This window comes from Nostoc sp. C96 (assembly GCF_059384975.1).
On the sequence record NZ_CM182020.1, the window covers coordinates 2318125 to 2336899 of the forward strand.

Genomic DNA, 18775 nt, shown 5'->3' on the forward strand with positions numbered 1-18775 from the left:
ATGGTTTTGTTGTAAAACGATAAAAAACCATAAACAAACTAATTATTTTGGCAATTTGTAATTCTTTGTTAAGTTAAGTAATTATGTTTCAAAATGAAATCAGCATTTGATATTTCTGGCATTGTCAGTTCTGCTTATATACATATACCTTTTTGCAGACGGCGGTGCTTTTATTGTGATTTCCCGGTGTCTGTTGTGGGCGATAGCTTGCGGGGTGAAACATCGGGTACAATCTCCCAATATGTAGAAGTTTTATGCCAAGAAATTGCCATTACACCTAACTTTGGACAAGCTTTGCAGACAATTTTTTTTGGTGGTGGTACTCCTTCGCTGCTCTCAACTGAGCAGTTGGCAAAGATATTAGAATCGTTAGAGCAACGTTTTGGGATTGCGTCGAAAGTAGAAATTTCGATGGAGGTAGATCCGGGAACATTCGATTTGGCGCACATTACAGGCTATCGCAATTTGGGTGTAAATCGGGTAAGTTTGGGTGTCCAAGCCTTTCAAGAAGAATTGTTAAAAGTTGCTGGGCGATCGCACTCAGTTAAAGATATCTTTGCAGCTATTGAATTAATTCACAAAGTCGAGATTCCCGAATTTAGTATAGATTTGATTTCTGGGCTGCCACATCAGTCTTTAGATCAATGGTCTGACTCTTTAGTCAAAGCAGTAGCTATTAACCCGACGCACATATCTATCTACGATTTAACCATTGAGCCAGGAACGGCTTTTGGTCGCTATTACAAATCAGGTGATAATCCTCTACCTACAGATGAAACTACAGTCAAAATGTACCAGATGGGTCAGCAAGTATTGACTGGTGCAGGTTATCAGCATTATGAAATTTCTAATTATGCGCGACCTGGACATCAGTGTCAGCATAATCGAGTTTATTGGGAAAACCGCCCTTATTATGGTTTTGGGATGGGTGCAGCAAGTTACATACAAGGAAAGCGCTACACTCGTCCGCGCAAAACTCAAGAATATTATCAATGGGTGCAAGCTGGCGGCATAATTGATTGTGAAGTCACACCACCCGCCGAGGTATTGTTAGAAACTTTAATGTTGGGTTTGCGTTTGGCTGAGGGTGTAAGTGTTTCTAGATTAGAAGCAGAGTTTGGCAAAGGAAAAATAGCGGAAATTTTTCAATGTTTGCAACCTTATTTTGCAAAAGGTTGGGTAAAAGTTGCAGCGGGAAGGTTGCAATTAACTGACCCCGAAGGGTTTTTATTTTCTAATGTAATTTTGGCTGATTTATTTAATAAATTGGATTAACGCGTAAAAAGTAGAGACGCAACATTTTGCGTCTCTACACATATCCCCATTTTTTAACCTTCCGAGTAAGTGTCTTTATAAAACTGCAGACGACCTACACCTAGAAATTGACCAATTGTTTGCTGTCCAGAGGGAAAGGCTTTTACACCAAATAAATAGACACCATCATTAAAAGGATTGCGATAAGTCCGCAAACCAATTGTTACTGTTTGGTCTGGTGGTACAGGATTAGCAAAAGTGACTGTGAAGTTTTGTTGGTCGTTGGTAACTACAGATTTGACTGCTAACTTTTCGCCACGGCGATCGCGTGTACCCACAAAAGCAACGGTATCATTTGGGTTAAATTCAATCTCTTCTGTACCTGTGACTTGAGTAAAAGTCAACTGTTGCAACGATTCTCCGGCGGCGGTTGGGACTTTCACGGTAAAGTAGTATGTCGTATCAGACACACTTGTTTCATTGTGTGGCGTACTAGCACTGATGAGAGTTGGTGGTTGAGCAAAAGCGATCGCACCACTACCTAAAGTAACTGCATTCGCTGCAAATTGAGGTAAGGAACAGATGCCTACACCAATGAACAGCGTGCTTAAAAAGCTGCTGACGTACTTCATAATTTAATTTTTGTCAACTCGTTAACTCAGTCAATGGGTGTCATCACCCATAACTAACTCTCAGCAACTGTCTATAAATTTGCTGAGAAATTTCTCTTTGTCTTTAGTGTTTTTTCAGTATAGCAATTATTTTTTTATGTTAGTAATAGCTAAAAAGTGACAATAAATATTGTATTTTCTCAGCAGTACATGGCTCACAAGACGATGGTTTTAGGGGTGTTCATTTATGTATAAATAGCGAAAATACCTCTATCTTCAGGGAGTTTATTCCAGTGAGTTTACTTGAATTACATACTATTTGATGAGAATTAAAAAGTAAGATTTTTCTTTTTGTAAAAACTAAAAATTGGCAAAAATTTAATTACATAACAGTAACCTCAATACTGTTATCTGAAGTCTAATAGATTAGTTGAAAATTCCCTTTTGACAGAGAATTTCCCCAACTCCACACCCCTACCCCCTTGGTTATTGAGTGCAGTCGAAATATCCACTGCATCTCCTAATCCAACTTTCTCCATACAATCAGGCTACGACGATACCCAGAAGGTCTTAAAATATTGTTAATTTCTGCTAGACACCTCGACCTTAAATTTACAAGTATCACCCCAAAATTACTATGGCTATTGGCTACGTCGCGCTTGTACTTCACGCACACCTGCCCTTCGTTCGTCACCCAGAAAGTGACTATGTGCTGGAGGAAGAATGGCTTTATGAAGCCATTACCGAAACATATATTCCTTTACTAAAAGTTTTTGAAGGCTTAAAGCGAGACGGTATTGACTTTAAAATTACGATGAGTATGACACCGCCTTTGGTGTCAATGCTGCGCGACCCCCTGTTGCAAGAACGCTATGATGCTCACTTAGCCAAATTAGAGGAACTTACAGAACTAGAAATTGAGCATAATGCCCAAAACGGCCATGTTCGTTATTTGGCTGAACACTACGCCACTGAGTTTAACGAAGCGCGGGAGATGTGGGAGCGCTACAACGGTGATTTGGTAACTGCTTTTAAACAATTCCAAGACAGTAATAATTTAGAAATTATTACTTGTGGCGCTACCCACGGCTATTTGCCATTAATGAAAATGTATCCTCAAGCCGTGTGGGCGCAAATTCAAGTAGCTTGCGAACACTACGAACAAACCTTTGGTCGTCCACCTAAAGGTATTTGGTTGCCAGAATGTGCCTACTATGAAGGTCTGGAGAGGATGCTGGCTGATGCTGGGCTACGTTACTTTCTCACAGATGGGCATGGTATTCTCTATGCTCGTCCTCGTCCCCGCTTTGGCAGCTATGCGCCGATTTTTACGGAAACAGGGGTTGCAGCTTTTGGTAGAGACCATGAATCTTCACAGCAGGTATGGTCTTCAGAGGTGGGCTATCCTGGTGCAGCCGAATATCGAGAATTTTATAAAGATTTGGGCTGGGAGGCAGAATATGACTACATCAAACCCTATATCATGCCCAATGGTCAGCGAAAAAATACGGGGATTAAGTACCATAAAATTACCGGGCGCGGTTTAGGATTATCAGATAAAGCACTGTATGATCCTTATTGGGCAAGGGAAAAAGCCGCCGAACACGCTGCTAACTTTATGTATAACCGCGAACGGCAAGCTGAACATCTTTACGGAATTATGCAGCGTCCGCCGATTATTGTTTCGCCCTACGATGCAGAGTTATTCGGACATTGGTGGTATGAAGGCCCTTGGTTCATTGACTACTTATTCCGTAAGTCATGGTATGACCAAGGTACATATCAAATGACTCACTTGGCAGATTATCTCAGAGCAGAACCGTCGCAACAAGTGTGTCGTCCTTCCCAATCGAGTTGGGGTTACAAAGGTTTTCACGAATATTGGTTAAATGAAACAAATGCTTGGGTTTATCAGCATTTGCACAAAGCCGCAGAACGCATGATTGAAATTTCTAAGCTGGAACCTGCGGATGAGTTGGAATGGCGCGCGTTGAACCAAGCAGCACGGGAAGTTTTATTAGCGCAGTCTTCGGACTGGGCATTTATTATGCGGACAGGGACAATGGTTCCTTATGCTGTGCGCCGCACGCGATCGCACCTGATGCGGTTTAATAAACTCTATGAAGATATCAAAATCGGTAAAGTTGACAGCGGTTGGTTAGAAAAAGTCGAGTTAATGGATAATATCTTCCCGGAAATTAACTATCGCGTCTACCGTCCTTTGTAAGGAGTGCTGAGTTGAAAGTGCTGAGTGCTGAGTTAAAAGATATGGCATTTACCAAGTGGGAAAGTGTTGAGTAATCTTTTACTGATTCAGTACTCAGTACTATAGTGGTTTGTCACCTGTCACACACCATAAATTCAAAAAATCATTTGGGGATGAATCAATTTATATCCCGCATCTTTGATTTTTTGATTGGATACTATGGCATTATATGGGCGGTTACTTTTGAGGGAACTATCCCATTGCACGTTGGGTAAGTTGTGTTTGGTAAATAAAGTATCAAGCAATTCTCGGCTGCTTAAATGTGCATCATCCACCAAATTATAAATACCTTGTAAATGTTGTTGACGGACAAACTCGATCGCACCGACAATATCATCAAGATGAATCCAATTCGTGACATCTTCGCCATTACCAGGACGAATTGTACCAGATGCGCGACTAAATATTTTCATCAGTTCTCGATTAGTTCCATATATCCCGCCCAAGCGCAAGATGCAAACTCGCAATTTCTCACTGGCGGCTGAGAGTAAAACTTTTTCTGTCTCTCTAAGAACTATTCCTGAAGTATGAATTGGCTCTACTGGTGTCTCTTCATCGACTGTAGCACCATTGCGATCGCCGTAAACAGAATAACTACCTGTATAGATAATTTGCTTGATTTTAGGTAGTTGCGGCAAAAGCCCAACTAACGTTTTGGCAGTTTCTAAATAAGTTTCTTCATATACATTTGCGCCTTTTGCACCCACACTCAGCAACACTACATCTTGATTTTGCAAAACTGATTGCAGTGTTTGAGCGTCGTTTCCTTTAGCGATTACGACTTTTTGCGCTACCGTTTGCAGTTCTTGGATACGTTCAGGGGTAGTTGTGGTAGCGGTAACAACAAAAGTCATCTTTTGCTGCCAATATTTAGCTACTGCATAACCAACATAACCACAACCAATGATGGCAATATTCATTGATAATTTTTCTCTTACTTGACTCTTATGGGATGTATTTTTATTAATTGTGACATAAATAATAGTACGTCTTCTAGAGTCACAAAATATCTATTATTTTAAATAGTGGATATTTATTATTCAATATTGTCTATGTGCTATATTTCGCTGAATTATCATTAGCATTTGGGCGCTTGATAGGTAATGCGATCGCAAATGTGGTTCCTTCGCCAACTTCCGATTCACAAGTTAGCTGACCGAAATGTTTTTCTACGACAATTTGATAGCTAATTGATAAACCTAAACCTGTACCTACTCCAATAGGTTTAGTAGTAAAAAAAGTTTCAAATATCTTTTGTTGATATTCTGGAGAAATCCCGGAACCATTATCAGCAATTTTTATTTGTATCCACTCTTCATCGAGACATTGGGTAGTTATAATAATTTCTTGAGATGCTTCTTCATTCTCCGACTCTTCTAAAGCATCAATGGCATTCGATAAAATATTCATAAATACTTGATATAATGCACCACCATAGCCTTCAATATTCGGTAATTCTCCATATTTTTTAACTACAGCGATTCTTTTTTTTAAACGATTATTCAGAATTAATAATGTACTTTCAATACAAGCGTGGATATCTACTGCATGAAATTCAGTTTCATCTAAACGAGAAAAGTTTTTCAAACTTAAAACAATTTCTTTGGCGCGTTTAGCACCAACTTGCATAGATTGTAATAATTTGGGCAAGTCTTGTTTGATAAAGTCTAAGTCAATTTCTTCAGCTAACGCATCTAGTTCATCATCTTGAATTTTAGCTTGGTAAGCTTCAAGTAGCATTAATAAATTCTGAAAATAAGCGTTAGTATGCTGAAGATTCCCATACATAAAGTTGACTGGGTTATTGATTTCGTGTGCTACTCCCGCCAACATCTGTCCGAGACTAGACATTTTTTCATTTTGAATTAACTGTCGAGATGCTTCGCCTTTCTGCTCTGCTAAAAGAGTATTAACTCGTTGAATGAGTTGATTGAGAGAGTCGGCTAACATCCCCACTTCATCGGCTGTGGTAACTGGTGCTTGCAAACTAAAGTTAGATTCTTGGGTAACTTTTAATGCGATATCGTGAACCGCTTTGAGTGGACGAGCGATCGCCCGACTGGTGTAGTGAGCTAGTACAATAGCGATCGCCACAGATAACAGCATACTGATGATAATAATTCTGTCTCGCACTTTCTCGGTAGCGAGTACAGCTATTTCTTTGCGTTGAAAACTCCCCTCGGAAGCTTCAAGTAATTTATCTAAAGCATCTGTACTTTCATGTAATTTAATATATATATTGCTCTGAGTTAAAGTTAAGAGTTGTTTTTTTGTTATGGCTATATTTTCAGGTTTTAAATTAGATGTATCACCTTGATTTAATACTGCTATTATTTGCTGGCTATAAACTATAGAACTACTTTCATAAGTTTGCAAAAAATCAGATATCTTTTTATTAGGATACCGATTGGCATAAGTTTTCAGTTCTGACCAAAGTTCTTGGAGTTCAGTAGAATGTTGTATTAGATGAGTGCGTTCTTCTTGCCAATGTGATAAATCTGTAAAAACTAAGATTTTTCCTTGATGCGCTTGTAATTCTAATAAAACAGCATGAAGATTACGAATTAGCTGACTTTCTTGCCATTTTTCTTGTTTTTGAATTATGGCTTGTCGCTGATAGTAATCTCCGAGGATAAATCCCGCTACTGTTCCCACAACAGCAACGCTGAGAGCTAAAGTATATCCCCAAGCAATTTTTTTACTGATACTAAGATTATTAACTAGCCCAATAATCCAACTTTGATGATTTAATAACGATTGAGTTACAGACTCTTTTGTAGAGAAATTATTAGTCTGATTATCTTTCACAGAAACATTTTTAGTCTTGGCAGATCGCATATATATTTGTTATCCCCACACAAATGGCTTTAGCCTAACTTAAATATCTAGTGTCAGCCATACTTTCTTAAGCTAATGTCAGCCGGACAAATGCAGGAGATGCAACAAAAATATTAATTGCTACATTTTCTGTGATAAATCTCAATTTGAAATTCGTTAAAATACTTAAGTTTTATCTATAAATCCGATTGGATGCAGAGACATTCTTTATGTCGGGACGGAACATAAAACAGGAAAAAACGCTGAAAGTTTGCGCTAACTTCGCCAAAATCAATAATATTTTGATTTTGGTTCGCCATTTGTCAGACTTAGTTAAGACAGATAGCGATCGCACTTATTGGTGAATTATTAACTATGAGTGTTACCATCTGGCATAATTGCACCTGCTAAGTTAGCACCAATCAGTTTAACTAGCAAGCGATCGCCCGAACGAATACGTGCGCCGGTTAAGTCGGCTCCCCGCAAATCAGCGCCACTGAGATCTGCGCCAATTAAGTTAGTGTTACGTAAATTTGCTTCTCTTAGGTCAGCTAAAAGTAGGTTAGCCCTAAATAAATTTGCTTCTGACAAATTTGCACCTCGGAGTATAACTTTGTGCATAAAACTATCACTGAGGTCAGCACCACTTAAATTGGCATAACTCATGTTTCTCCCAGATAAATCTTTGTTACTTAAATTTGCCCGACTGAAATCTTTACCACTCAAATCTGAACCTGGTTTTGGTGGTTGCGGTGTAGGTTGCGGTGATCTTTTTGGTTGGGGTGACTGAGTGTATGCAGGTGAATGTGAGTATGAATGTGTATGTGTATGGGAGTTTGCGGCGGTATGATGCTTCCCATTGGTAGAATTGCCGTTAACAGAGCGCAATTTATCCCGCGCTTCATTAATTGCTTTGAGTTTTTCTTGAGCTTTTTGTTGCAAGCGGATATTATCTTTGGGAAGGCGATCGGGATGCCAGACAAAGACTAAATCTTTATAAGCCTGGTTTACTTCGTCAAGTGTTGCTCCAGGCTCTAATTCTAAGACTCGATAATATCGCTCCAACTCATTCATAGGATGTTGTTAATAGTCAATAATCAGTTGTCAATAGTCAATGGTTATTGTCCCTTTTTATCTGTATCCCCGTCATCTTCCTATTTCTCCATTTCGCCATCGATTTATAGCTCGGAAATATGCTGCAACAGGAATTTGATAAACCTCAACAATAATCCACAAAACGATGGATAAATGTGACAAAAAAGTTAAGATAGTCCAGATGTATGGTATCCAACTGAGGGGAGAATCCACAGATGGGGGGAAGTAAAAAGCGACGATGCCAATTAAAGTTGTAGGCAGAAAGACAAAAGCCATCGCTGCTATTCCATAACCCCAACCTAATTCCACACCTTCTAACTGGGCTTCTGTCCAACTAAAGCCATTCCACCGCCAAACTAAAGGCGGTTGCCGCGAAGGCATTTTGATTTGCTGCTGCTCTAAATTGACAGTAAAAATCTCTTGGCAGAAATCACAAGCCATAGTCTCCATTAATGGCATCTGTGAAATCTTCCCAACTCGACAAACTGGGCAAGGGTAAACTTCATGAGCATCAAAAGATTTGCTGAAGATTTTGGAACTGGGCATCATAAAACTGAGTTTTCCGCAAAAGTATATGTGTTCGTGAAAAGTTGCATAACCAAGCTTGTCAGGGCTGAGGAGAACTGATTCTCTTTATTTTCATGCCCTTGAGCTTATTTTTCAGTTACCAACCTGCCACAAATCTCCATTCCCAGAGTTGTAATGAGTCTATCGTTTTTTTGATGTTGTGTGGTGCTTGACGCAAGCGATCGCTTTTGTTATTGTGAAGCTCAAGGAAGCTACATATTTAATTTTGTATCTCAGCGCAGTATATATGTTCAGCCACAATTACTACTTTTATTTTTGGCGTAAGGCGGTTCACCGGGAGTGAGTCAAGTTTCCGATTGGAAACCGCCCGATGAACCGCAGAAGACCACTCTGCGGTTTTTTTGTTTTTTAGGAGCGCCCCAGGAGGGGAAGTCAAAAGTCAAAAGTCAAAAGTACTAAATCCTCTTACACTGTCACCTGTTATCTGTCATCTATCACCTATGTTTAAAGTATTGAGCATGACGACTAATTTCCACAACTTGTTTTATAGCTTTTACTTTTGGCCCAGACCAAACTCCGGGTAAATAGCGTCATGCCAATTTGTCAGAACGCGCCCGGAACTCTCAGTTTCCGGGCTTTTTTATTAAATATCCTGTGTTAGATGAACCTCTCCCTCCCAGCCTCCCTCTCCTACAAGGCAAGGGAGGAGCAACAAAAAATTAAGGTATTTGCTCCCGTCTCCGCATCGGAGATGGGTTGAGGGAGAAGTCAAAACAAACTTGTCTAATTCACGCTAAAGACTTTCCTCATTTCAAGCTTTAGACTTCATACTTCATACTTTCGGAGAATTCAACCATGATTAACGCCAAACTTGCCGCCCAATCTCATGCTGATCACCAAACAATTGTTAAACTCTCAGAGACAGTTGCCTTCGGTGGTGAAGAATTAGTTATTATTGGCGGCCCTTGTACAGTCGAAAGCTTAGAACAAATGAAAACAGTTGCCCAAAAATTAGCAGCTGCACCATTGCAAGCGTTACGCGGTGGTGTTTACAAACCCCGCACTTCGCCTTATGCTTTCCAGGGAATGGCAGAAGCCGGATTAGAAGTTTTAGCAAGAGTGCGATCGCTCTACAATATTCCTGTAGTCACAGAAGTTATGGCAATTTCTCAAATTGAAGTTGTCGCTGCCCATGCTGATATGCTGCAAGTTGGCAGTCGTAATATGCAAAACTTCGACTTACTCAAAGCCTTGGGACAAGTTGATAAACCAATTCTGCTCAAACGTGGTTTAGCCGCCACCATTGAAGAATTCGTTATGGCCGCTGAATACATTCTCAGTCACGGTAATCCCAATGTAGTGCTGTGCGAACGCGGTATTCGCAGTTTCGATGATTACACCCGCAACGTCTTAGATTTAGGCGCAGTCGTAGCCCTCAAGCAAATTACTCATTTACCCGTAATTGTAGATCCTTCTCACGCTGTCGGTAAACGAGAACTAGTCGCGCCCCTAGCCAAAGCAGCTGTAGCTTGTGGTGCAGATGGATTGATTATTGAATGTCACCCAGAACCAGAAAAATCCGTTTCCGATGCCCGTCAAGCACTATCTTTAGAAGACATGGTGAATTTGGTTGATGCTTTAAAGCCCGTAGCAACTGCCGTAGGACGCAGAATCTCAGAGAACAAAGGGGTAGGTTTAACACCTGCCCCTATTTGTTGCGCGGCTTAGAATTCTATCAAATGTATTACGGTAAATTCGATAGACTTCTCCCTCATTCCCTCCCTCTACTAAAAGGCGAACCACGAGTAAAGAAAAAGCAGGGTTTTACTCCCCTCTCCTCGTAGGAGAGGGGTTGGGGGTGAGATCGAAAACATTATTCATCCCCATTTGATGATTGTGAGAAAATCCCAATGGTAAAAACTCCTACTCAACCCATAACTTTAGAGGAATTCCTCAAACTACCAGAAACTAAACCAAGCTTAGAATACATTGATGGTCAAATTATCCAAAAACCAATGCCACAAGGAAAACATAGCGCAATTCAAGGAGAATTTGTCCCTGCTATTAATAATATAGTCAAGCCGAAACGTATCGCTCGCGCATTTCCTGAGTTGCGGTGTACATTTGGTGGTCGTTCAACTGTACCCGATATTGTGGTTTTTACTTGGGGTCGAATTCCTCGTGATGAAAACGGAGAAATAGCCAATACTTTTACTATTGCGCCAGACTGGACAATTGAAATTTTGTCACCTGAGCAAAATCAAACAAAAGTCACGAAAAATATTCTTCATTGCTTAAAGCATGGAACTCAAATAGGTTGGTTAATTGACCCAGATGAGCAAACAGTATTTGTTTATCAACCTAAGCAAGAAACCACAGTGTTTGAAGAACCAGACGCACTCATCCCTGTACCATCTTTTGTGAGTGAACTTCAGCTTACGGTTAAAGATTTGTTTGCTTGGTTGTTGTAGTAAAAGTATGTATGACATAAAACCTTGTCGTGACGACACTAAACTCTGTCGTCACAACACGAAACCTTGTCGTGACGACACGAAACCTTGTCGTCACAACACGAAACCCTGTCGTTATGAAACGAAACCTTGTCGTCACAACACGAAACTCTGTCGTTATGAAACGAAACCTTGTCGTGACGACACAAAACCCTGTCGTGACGACACAAATTTATGCGATAAAAAAAACAGCAAATTTTTTAACTACATTCAAATACAACACCGCGATAAATTTCCGCCATTGGTAACTCAACCCCAACTGACTCCAAAGAAATTAGAAAATTTCTCTCTACGGCTGAACGCAAGTTCGGATACATTAATTGATGGGTGAAAACAATCGGAGAGCAAGATGGTAGAAGCGTCACAACAAAAACGTGTGGTAGTCGTTGGTGCAGGTTGGGCTGGTTTAGGCGCAACTTACCATTTAGCCAAGCAAGGGTATGATGTAACACTTTTGGAAGCAGGCCCCTATCCTGGTGGACTTGTTGCAGGTTGGAAAACCCCAGGCGGTAAATCTGTAGAAGCCGGTATTCATGGCTTTTGGTATCCTTACAGAAATATTTTCGCCCTAATCAACGAATTAGACATTAACCCCTTCACCACCTGGACTCGTTCTGCTCAATATTCACCCGCAGGTTTAGAAGTAGAATCACCAATTTTTCAAGAATTACCCCAACTACCTGCACCTTTAGGCACATTTCTCTATACTCACTTTCAACGCCTGCCATTAATTGACCGTCTCAGCGCCTTACCTTTACTATATGCGGTAGTTGATTTTGGCAATTCTGATGCAGCTTGGCGGCGTTATGATTCTGTGACGGCGCGGGAATTATTTAAAGATTTTGGTGTATCTGCCAGACTTTATCGTGATGCGTTTGAGCCAATGTTGTTGGTTGGCTTATTTGCCCCTGGTGAACAATGTTCTGCCGCTGCCACATTAGGAATGCTTTATTATTTTATTTTGGCGCATCAACCTAATTTTGATGTGGTTTGGTGTCGGGGAACTGTAGGCGAAAAAATCTTCCGTCCTTGGGTAGAAAAAATTGCCAAAGCTGGTGGCAAAGTATTACCAAAGCATCGTGTAACTGATGTAATTGTTGATGATAATAATCGCGCTACTGGTGTGGTTTGCGGTGAGCAAGTATTTGATGCTGATGCTGTAGTTTTTGCTGTCGGTATCACTGGAATGAAGAAAATCGTTTCCTCCAGTCCCAGTTTACAAAGCCGGAAAGAATTTCAGAATTTAGGTAATTTAGGTGCAATTGATGTTTTGGCAACGCGGTTGTGGTTTGACCGCAAAATTGAGATTCCGCGTCCTTCTAATGCTTGTTTTGGCTTTGATACAACTACTGGATGGACATTTTTTGATTTAAATGCTTTGCATGATGAATATCAAGATGAACCAGGAACAGTAATTGAGGCTGATTTTTATCATGCTAATCAATTTTTAAATTTAAGTGATGAAGAAATTATTCCAATTGTGCAGAATTATTTAGCAACTTGTATACCAGCATTTAAACAGGCGAAAGTAATTGATAGTAGTGTAATTCGCTTGCCAAATGCGGTAACGCACTTTGCGCCAGGTAGCTATAGTTCGATGTTGCCAGCTAGGACAAGTTTTGCCAATGTGTTTATGAGTGGTGATTGGATTATTAACCGTCACGGTTCATGGTCGCAAGAAAAAGCTTATGTCACAGGCTTAGAAGCAGCAAATTTTGTCATGTCTTATTTAGGTGAAGGTCAACCTGCTGAGATTTTACCTGTACAAGAAGATGAAGTGCATATCAAAATTGGGCGATCGCTCAACGAAACAGTCCGCCAAATAAGTAAGTCTATCTTGCCTAATTTTTGGTTGCCATAACCCAAAAATTAATCAAAGTTCATTAGGGTGTGTTATGGCGTTAGCCTAACGCACCGATAAATAGTCTGCTGCATGAGATGTTTTGATAGTTTTTTGTACTTTATAAATTAACCTTCTAATCAACGCTGTTAATCACAAATCCAAAATTAGTATGAGTAAGATTTTCAACAGAAGGCGACTACTAAAATTATTAGGTATGACTGCGTTAGGAACATCTGTTTCTAATTGTGTAACTTCCCCAGCCGCAGCTACAACAAATTGGGGATATATCGGCAAACAAGGGCCAGAATATTGGAGTAAACTTTCGCCAGATTTTGAACTTTGTTATACAGGTAAAAGACAAACACCAATTGATTTACAAGTCAGTAGTGTCAAAAGTTTAGATAAAAATAATCAAGATTTATTGGTAGTTAAATATCAGCCAACGCCTTTAAATTTAATTAATAATGGCAAAACGATTCAAGTTAACTATCAACCAGGAAGTTTTATTGAGAGCGATCGCCAAATTTATCATCTGCTTCAGTTCCATTTTCACCACCCCAGCGAACACCACATTAACGGCGAAGAATATGATATGGAACTGCATTTTGTTCACCGCAGTCAAGCAGGCGATTTAGCCGTAGTTGGTGTATTCTTAAAAGCTGGAGATTTTAACCCCAATCTGCAAACAATTTGGGATGCCATACCCCAAACACCAGGAGAAGAAAACCGACTCAAAGATAGCATCATCAACGCTTCTGTACTTTTACCAGCAGAACGCAGATTTCTCACCTATTCTGGTTCTCTCACCACTCCACCTTGCTCAGAAAACGTGAAATGGTACATCATGGAAACTCCCATTGAGGTATCTAGGGAACAGATAGCTAAATTTACTCAGCTATTTCCTGATAATGCTCGTCCAATTCAAGCCTTAAACCAGCGTGTAGTTTTTGAAAGCACCAATACTGGGAAAACTTAGTCGAGGCGTAGGTTCTGCTTTTTCCCAAGTTACAGCGGTTCGCTCAGATATTTTTTGGCGATCGCAATTACTATAACAGGATTTGCCGCAATAGCTTTGGCGATCGCTCAGGAAAACTTGACTATTCTTCTGGGTGCATTGCTAAGGTAGCAGCTTATTGCTTCGCACCCATTTCTAAGACAACACTCCGCATAAAATCAATGCGCTGTTCCAAATCCAAGTTTTCCACGCCTTCGACAAAATCATTTGTTTCTTGTGGTAATTCATAGTCAGAAGGTACAGTAATAATCTGATCACTTTCCATACCCTGTGCTAGGCGTAACCACAATTCCAGTTTGCCACTAGAATGTAAAGCAGTGTAAGCACGACTAATATCACTGTTTGCACAGCCGGCGATATCACGTTGCGCTTGCAATTGCTGTTCTTTTGGCAAAGCTAGGATTTGATCATAAACAGCATTAGCTGTATTTACTTCAGCATTGTCGTTTCCTGACGGAAGCAATTCATCTTTGATATCGAGATAGCCAAACCACAATAAAGCTAATTGCGTATCAACATCAAACTGGCGAAATTGTTCTACAGCTTGTCTGGTGCTTTCGTCGGTTGCGTAAGTCATAAAATATCTCTGATCGCTTGAATTCAACTCAGTAATGAAAATTACTCAGGATAGTTAGCTGTCGCTCACTCTCAAAATCCTATAAATCAAGCGTTTTGATTTAACCCTACTGGAGACATAAATGAGTTTTGCCGCTTTTGACAGATGTAAATCATACACGAGCAGCTAATCAATAACGGATTACACTCAAATAGAAGAGTGCGATCGCTCATACCACAGGTCTAATTATTTTTGAATGTAAATATAATTATGAATCATGAAAATAAGCTAATCGTCATTTAAGTTGCACCATGTTCATGGTAATAAAAGCTGCAAACCCTCTCCCCTGCTCCCTGCTCCCTGCTCCCCTGCGGCCTCAATGTGCAAATTAAATGCTTAACAGCTTATATAGCGGTAGTCAGATATGTTAGGACAACTTGAAAGCTTGAATGCCAGGAATAGTAAGACTTTTCCTTCTGCCTCCTACTGTAGTATGAGCAGTAGAATTTTCTATTGCATTGCGCTACTCACTATCCGAAATTTTTAGCATTCAAAATAACCACAAAAACTACTGGGTCTAGCTTCCACTCAATGCAACATCCAACTACACATCAGCTGTTGGTTATTACATCAACGCAAAAACTAGACCCAGTATAAAATTTTAGACAACTAGATTTTCAATCTTAGCGTCTGTTACCACCACGGTAAGGCACTGCGGCTAGGTAATCGATATCAAAAGACGAGAGTCTTTGCCCATAGTTACCACTTGGATTGATAGCGGCTGCCAAATCTGCAAATTTGCGTGGGTCGCCTTCTGCAAGCCGTTTTTCTTGAGACTTGCGGCTGTAGAATTTCTCCAAAGTAAAGCGCCAGTCGGTTTGAACTGTACCTGCTTTTTCTTGGAAATCTTCGCCGTAGCGGGGTGTAACCAAGTTGTGTGGACGATCTACCAAGCGTTTGCGTTGGTAAGGTACGGTGTTTTCGCCAAAACTTTGGGTGTATTCTTCGCTGTCTAATAACGCATCAACAAAGCCACTAAAACCTTTGGTACCAATCACAATTGACCAAGCGATTTCTTCTTCTTTGTTATAAGAAGAACGACCCAATAAGCGTTTAAGAGCAATGTCAACTAAACGATAGTTATTGTTGACAGAAACAACCAAACGATAGAAAGCCTCAGACTTGGCTAAACCACGGATAAAGTCACGCACAGAGATTGCGCCAGTTTTGAGTTGAGATTCTAAAGTTACTTGGCGGTTGAACTTGAGAATTTCATGTTCGCTGAAAACTTGGCGATAAGCTGCCCAAATGATGCTTTGGATATCAGTGTAAGAACTGACATCTTCTATACGATAGATATAAGGTGTATTTTCATTTTGGTCAGCAACACCAAAGCTTTTAACACGGTGGTTTTGACTGCTGGGTTTGTATTCAAGTAATGGCAGAGCCATGCTGCTTTTTTCCTCTTATTAAAAGATTACACAGAGATTTAGCTGGTGATAAATGAGGAGGTTTGATAACTCAAATCCTCACTCATGCTTTATCTATTGTCCCGCATTAGGTTAGAAGCCAGTATTAATTCCTAACCAATTTAGTACCAGCAAGAGAGTTATTCCTGCGGACATTACCAGTAATACGGCCAATAGTGCAGTCCCATCAAGTTTCTTGCCAGATATATAAGACCAAGAATAATCACGCTCGGTGTTAACAATACCTGCACGTTCTCGATAGTCAGCACCATAGCGGGGAGTAAAGCTGAATGGTCGTTCTACGGTCATGCGTTTGCGCTGATAGGGTACAGTGTAGTCACCAAAAGCTTGAGTGTATTCTTCACTGTCAATCAGAGCATCAACAAATCCATTCCAACCGCGAGTGGCGATGTGAATAGACCAGGCTATTTCTTCTTCCCGATTGTAAGGAGCGCGACCTAACAAACGTTTCAGACACATTTCTACCAGCCGATAGTTATTATTGGGTGTGACAACCAGCTGATAAAATCGCTCTGATTTGGTCAAACCTCGGATAAAGTCTTTAACCGTGATTGACCGATTTTTAAGTTGGGTTTCTAGGGCTATTTGGCGGTTAAATTTGAGAATTTCCTGCTCGTTGAAGACTTGGCGATAAGCTGCCCAAATTAGTCTTTCAACTTCACTAGGAGAGTTGGCTGTTTCAATACGATAGATATACGGTGTATCTTCGTTAATATCTGCCGTACCAAAGCTACTAACTCTTTGATTTTGAGTTGTGGGTTTGTATTCGAGTAAAGGTAATGCCATACTAAAGACCGCCTTGAGAATAAGGTTGGCATCTTATACCCAGTCCGTCTGTACCATTTTGGATTTTAGATTTTAGATTAAGAAACTGCTTTCTATGTCTGAAGTCCATGATTTTTCCAATTGGTATTAGTTACCTTTAATTAATAATTTAGTAACTAGACGGAAAAATATTTAGAAGGTTGTCACTTGGCTTTTACAAACCTTGTGTCCTTCTTATACCTTTATCAAACCACTGAAAAAAAGCCCTTACCGCACGGGGAAATTAGCGCTGGAATTGATGGACACCGGAATACCTTGGGGTACGGTTTCTCTGCTGGTGTCGGGAATTTTGATGTTGGCTAGGTTAACCGATGTATAGGTAACGGTTCTAATATTGATAGAATTAGCCAAAGCCAAGAAGTTTTTGATGTCGCCTTCTATATAGCGAGCATCTTCTAGCTTGTCGCGCCAGTAGTTACCGTAGCGAGGGGTAACTAGGTTGAAAGGTCTATCTTTATAGCGGCGGCGTTGGTAAGGAACTATATTTTCGCCAAAGTTGGTGAGATACTCTTCCGAGTCGATTAAAGCGTCAACAAAACCATCCCAACCAGCAGTTGCTATTTTGATTGACCAAGCAATCTCTTCATCTTTATTATAAGGCGCACGACCTAAAAACCGTTTGAGAGCAATTTCTACTAAACGGTAGTTAGAGTTGGTCTCAATGACTAAAGTCCGAAAAGCTTCAGACTTAGCCAACCCTCTAATAAAGTCGCGCACAGTAATGGCGCGATTCTTTACCTGAGATTCTAAGTTGCCTTGGCGAAAGAACTTCAGGATTTCGTGTTCGCTAAATACTTGCCGATAGGCTGCCCAAATTAATTCTTGAACATCACTATTCTCAGCGCAGTTTTCTATGCGATAGGGTCTAGGAGTATTTTCGTTAGGAACTTCGTAACCAGAAACACGCTGGTTTTGAGAACTGGGTTTGTATTCGAGTAAAGGTATTGCCATAGTTTTAGGGTTTTGTCATTGGTCATGAAAAAAGTCTGAAGTCTGAAGTGTGAAGTCTATTTGCGTTTGGCTTTCCCGCAGGGTAGTCTGAAATTTAATATTTCTCTTTCTACCTTTTGACTTTTAACTTTTGACTTTTACCTTTTGCCTTTTAGGTTGTCTTAGTGCCAGGAAGATAACGGTAAGGTAGGGCAACGGCTGTGGGTTTAACAGTTGGTTGGGGTGTACCAGTTTCACGGCTGTTGTCGGGAATCTTCATGTCTCTGATTTGGGAGACAACGGAAGCGGTTACACGTTGATAATTACGTTCGTTAGTAATTATGTTCCCAGCCATTGCCATGAAGTTGCTAGGAATGACGCGCCGAATTTCTTCTTTGCTTGCATAACCTGTGGTACGCGCACTGTAGAAGGAACGACCACCAAGGAAGTTGAGGGTCTGGCGATCGCGCCAGTAATTGTTGTAGCGTGGGTTAACTAAGTTGAAGGGTCTGTCTTTGAAGCGACGGCGTTGGTAAGGTACGATGTCGTCACCAAAATTTTGTTGATATTCGTCGCTGTCTAGCAATTCGTCAATAAACCCATGTAAGCCCTTGGTGGCAATGACAATTGACCAGGCAATTTCCTCATCTTTATTATATGCAGCCCGTCCCAAAAACCGCTTCAAGGTAATGTCTACTAGACGGTAGTTGGAGTTGATGTCTGCTACTTGGGTACGGTAAACTTCTGATTTACCCAAGCCACGAATAAAGTCTCGGACGTTAATCGCCCGATTCCGCAGTTGTGACTCTAAGAAGGATTGGCGATTGCTTTTGAGAATTAGTTGTTCGCTGAAAATTTGCCGATATGCTGCCCAAATGATGGCATCAATATCTTTATCGTCAGTGGCAGCAGATAAGCGATAACTAATTGGAGTGTCTTCGTTAGGTACTTCGTAACCTTCTACCCGCTGGTTTTGAGAACTAGGTGAATATTCCAGTAATGGTATTGACATATTTACTTTTACCTTGTTTTATG

General features: G+C 40.5%; 18 protein-coding genes. 8 read left to right on the forward strand and 10 right to left on the reverse strand.

All coding sequences use genetic code 11. The features are described 5' to 3' along the window. Positions 1 to 93 precede the first annotated feature (93 nt). The gene (hemW, locus tag AC504W_RS10085) at positions 94 to 1275 is read left to right on the forward strand and encodes a radical SAM family heme chaperone HemW (RefSeq protein WP_494877617.1); all 1182 of its coding nucleotides are present in this window, start codon (positions 94 to 96) and stop codon (positions 1273 to 1275) included. Positions 1276 to 1328: 53 nt separating this feature from the next. Here hemW and AC504W_RS10090 read toward each other — a convergent pair whose 3' ends face one another. Continuing rightward, the gene (locus tag AC504W_RS10090) at positions 1329 to 1886 is read right to left on the reverse strand and encodes a DUF2808 domain-containing protein (RefSeq protein WP_494877618.1); all 558 of its coding nucleotides are present in this window, start codon (positions 1884 to 1886) and stop codon (positions 1329 to 1331) included. Positions 1887 to 2502: 616 nt separating this feature from the next. Here AC504W_RS10090 and AC504W_RS10095 point away from each other — a divergent pair. Then, on the forward strand, positions 2503 to 4092 hold the full coding sequence (locus AC504W_RS10095) for a glycoside hydrolase family 57 protein (protein WP_096575593.1): 1590 nt from the start codon (positions 2503 to 2505) through the stop codon (positions 4090 to 4092). A 134-nt stretch (positions 4093 to 4226) separates the two neighbouring features. Here the strand turns inward: AC504W_RS10095 and AC504W_RS10100 are convergent, their stop codons facing one another. Beyond that, positions 4227 to 5051, reverse strand: a complete 825-nt coding sequence (locus AC504W_RS10100; RefSeq protein ID WP_494877619.1) for an SDR family oxidoreductase — start codon at positions 5049 to 5051, stop codon at positions 4227 to 4229. 130 nt (positions 5052 to 5181) lie between these two features. Beyond that, a complete protein-coding gene (locus AC504W_RS10105) occupies positions 5182 to 6969 on the reverse strand; it encodes a sensor histidine kinase (protein ID WP_494877620.1) in 1788 nt (595 codons plus the stop codon). Between the two features lie 209 nt (positions 6970 to 7178). Here AC504W_RS10105 and AC504W_RS10110 point away from each other — a divergent pair, with 209 nt between their 5' ends. Next, positions 7179 to 7313, forward strand: coding sequence for a hypothetical protein (locus AC504W_RS10110; protein WP_494877621.1), 135 nt, complete (start codon positions 7179 to 7181; stop codon positions 7311 to 7313). A 4-nt stretch (positions 7314 to 7317) separates the two neighbouring features. On the opposite strand, the gene AC504W_RS10115 is transcribed toward AC504W_RS10110, so the two are convergent. Both AC504W_RS10115 and AC504W_RS10120 read right to left on the reverse strand, forming a co-directional pair. Then, positions 7318 to 8022, reverse strand: coding sequence for a pentapeptide repeat-containing protein (locus AC504W_RS10115; RefSeq protein WP_494877622.1), 705 nt, complete (start codon positions 8020 to 8022; stop codon positions 7318 to 7320). A gap of 72 nt (positions 8023 to 8094) precedes the next feature. After that, the gene (locus tag AC504W_RS10120) at positions 8095 to 8589 is read right to left on the reverse strand and encodes a hypothetical protein (protein WP_096575585.1); all 495 of its coding nucleotides are present in this window, start codon (positions 8587 to 8589) and stop codon (positions 8095 to 8097) included. 837 nt (positions 8590 to 9426) lie between these two features. On the opposite strand from AC504W_RS10120, the gene aroF reads away from it, so the two are divergent. The 5 genes from aroF to AC504W_RS10145 all read left to right on the forward strand — a co-directional run bounded on the left by aroF (position 9427) and on the right by AC504W_RS10145 (position 13900). Continuing rightward, the gene (gene aroF / locus AC504W_RS10125; RefSeq protein WP_494877623.1) at positions 9427 to 10299 is read left to right on the forward strand and encodes a 3-deoxy-7-phosphoheptulonate synthase; all 873 of its coding nucleotides are present in this window, start codon (positions 9427 to 9429) and stop codon (positions 10297 to 10299) included. A gap of 182 nt (positions 10300 to 10481) precedes the next feature. Further along, positions 10482 to 11042 (forward strand): Uma2 family endonuclease, encoded by a 561-nt coding sequence (locus AC504W_RS10130; protein WP_494877624.1) that lies wholly within the window; start codon positions 10482 to 10484, stop codon positions 11040 to 11042. Positions 11043 to 11049: 7 nt separating this feature from the next. Then, complete coding sequence (locus tag AC504W_RS10135) at positions 11050 to 11412, forward strand: hypothetical protein (RefSeq protein ID WP_494877625.1); 363 nt, start codon at positions 11050 to 11052, stop codon at positions 11410 to 11412. A gap of 18 nt (positions 11413 to 11430) precedes the next feature. Then, on the forward strand, positions 11431 to 12942 hold the full coding sequence (locus AC504W_RS10140; RefSeq protein ID WP_494877626.1) for a hydroxysqualene dehydroxylase: 1512 nt from the start codon (positions 11431 to 11433) through the stop codon (positions 12940 to 12942). Positions 12943 to 13093: 151 nt separating this feature from the next. Further along, entirely contained in the window at positions 13094 to 13900 is an 807-nt protein-coding gene (locus AC504W_RS10145; RefSeq protein ID WP_494877627.1) for a carbonic anhydrase, read from the forward strand. 154 nt (positions 13901 to 14054) lie between these two features. Here AC504W_RS10145 and AC504W_RS10150 read toward each other — a convergent pair whose 3' ends face one another. From AC504W_RS10150 to cpcG1, 5 genes are all read right to left on the reverse strand, one after another. Continuing rightward, positions 14055 to 14516 (reverse strand): orange carotenoid protein N-terminal domain-containing protein, encoded by a 462-nt coding sequence (locus AC504W_RS10150; protein WP_494877628.1) that lies wholly within the window; start codon positions 14514 to 14516, stop codon positions 14055 to 14057. Between the two features lie 662 nt (positions 14517 to 15178). Next, positions 15179 to 15946, reverse strand: coding sequence for a phycobilisome rod-core linker protein CpcG4 (gene cpcG4 / locus AC504W_RS10155; protein ID WP_096575571.1), 768 nt, complete (start codon positions 15944 to 15946; stop codon positions 15179 to 15181). A 111-nt stretch (positions 15947 to 16057) separates the two neighbouring features. Continuing rightward, positions 16058 to 16771, reverse strand: coding sequence for a phycobilisome rod-core linker protein CpcG3 (gene cpcG3 / locus AC504W_RS10160; RefSeq protein ID WP_494877629.1), 714 nt, complete (start codon positions 16769 to 16771; stop codon positions 16058 to 16060). 246 nt (positions 16772 to 17017) lie between these two features. Beyond that, on the reverse strand, positions 17018 to 17761 hold the full coding sequence (cpcG2, locus tag AC504W_RS10165; RefSeq protein ID WP_494877630.1) for a phycobilisome rod-core linker protein CpcG2: 744 nt from the start codon (positions 17759 to 17761) through the stop codon (positions 17018 to 17020). A 151-nt stretch (positions 17762 to 17912) separates the two neighbouring features. Beyond that, complete coding sequence (gene cpcG1, locus AC504W_RS10170) at positions 17913 to 18752, reverse strand: phycobilisome rod-core linker protein CpcG1 (RefSeq protein ID WP_494877631.1); 840 nt, start codon at positions 18750 to 18752, stop codon at positions 17913 to 17915. Positions 18753 to 18775: the final 23 nt, after the last annotated feature.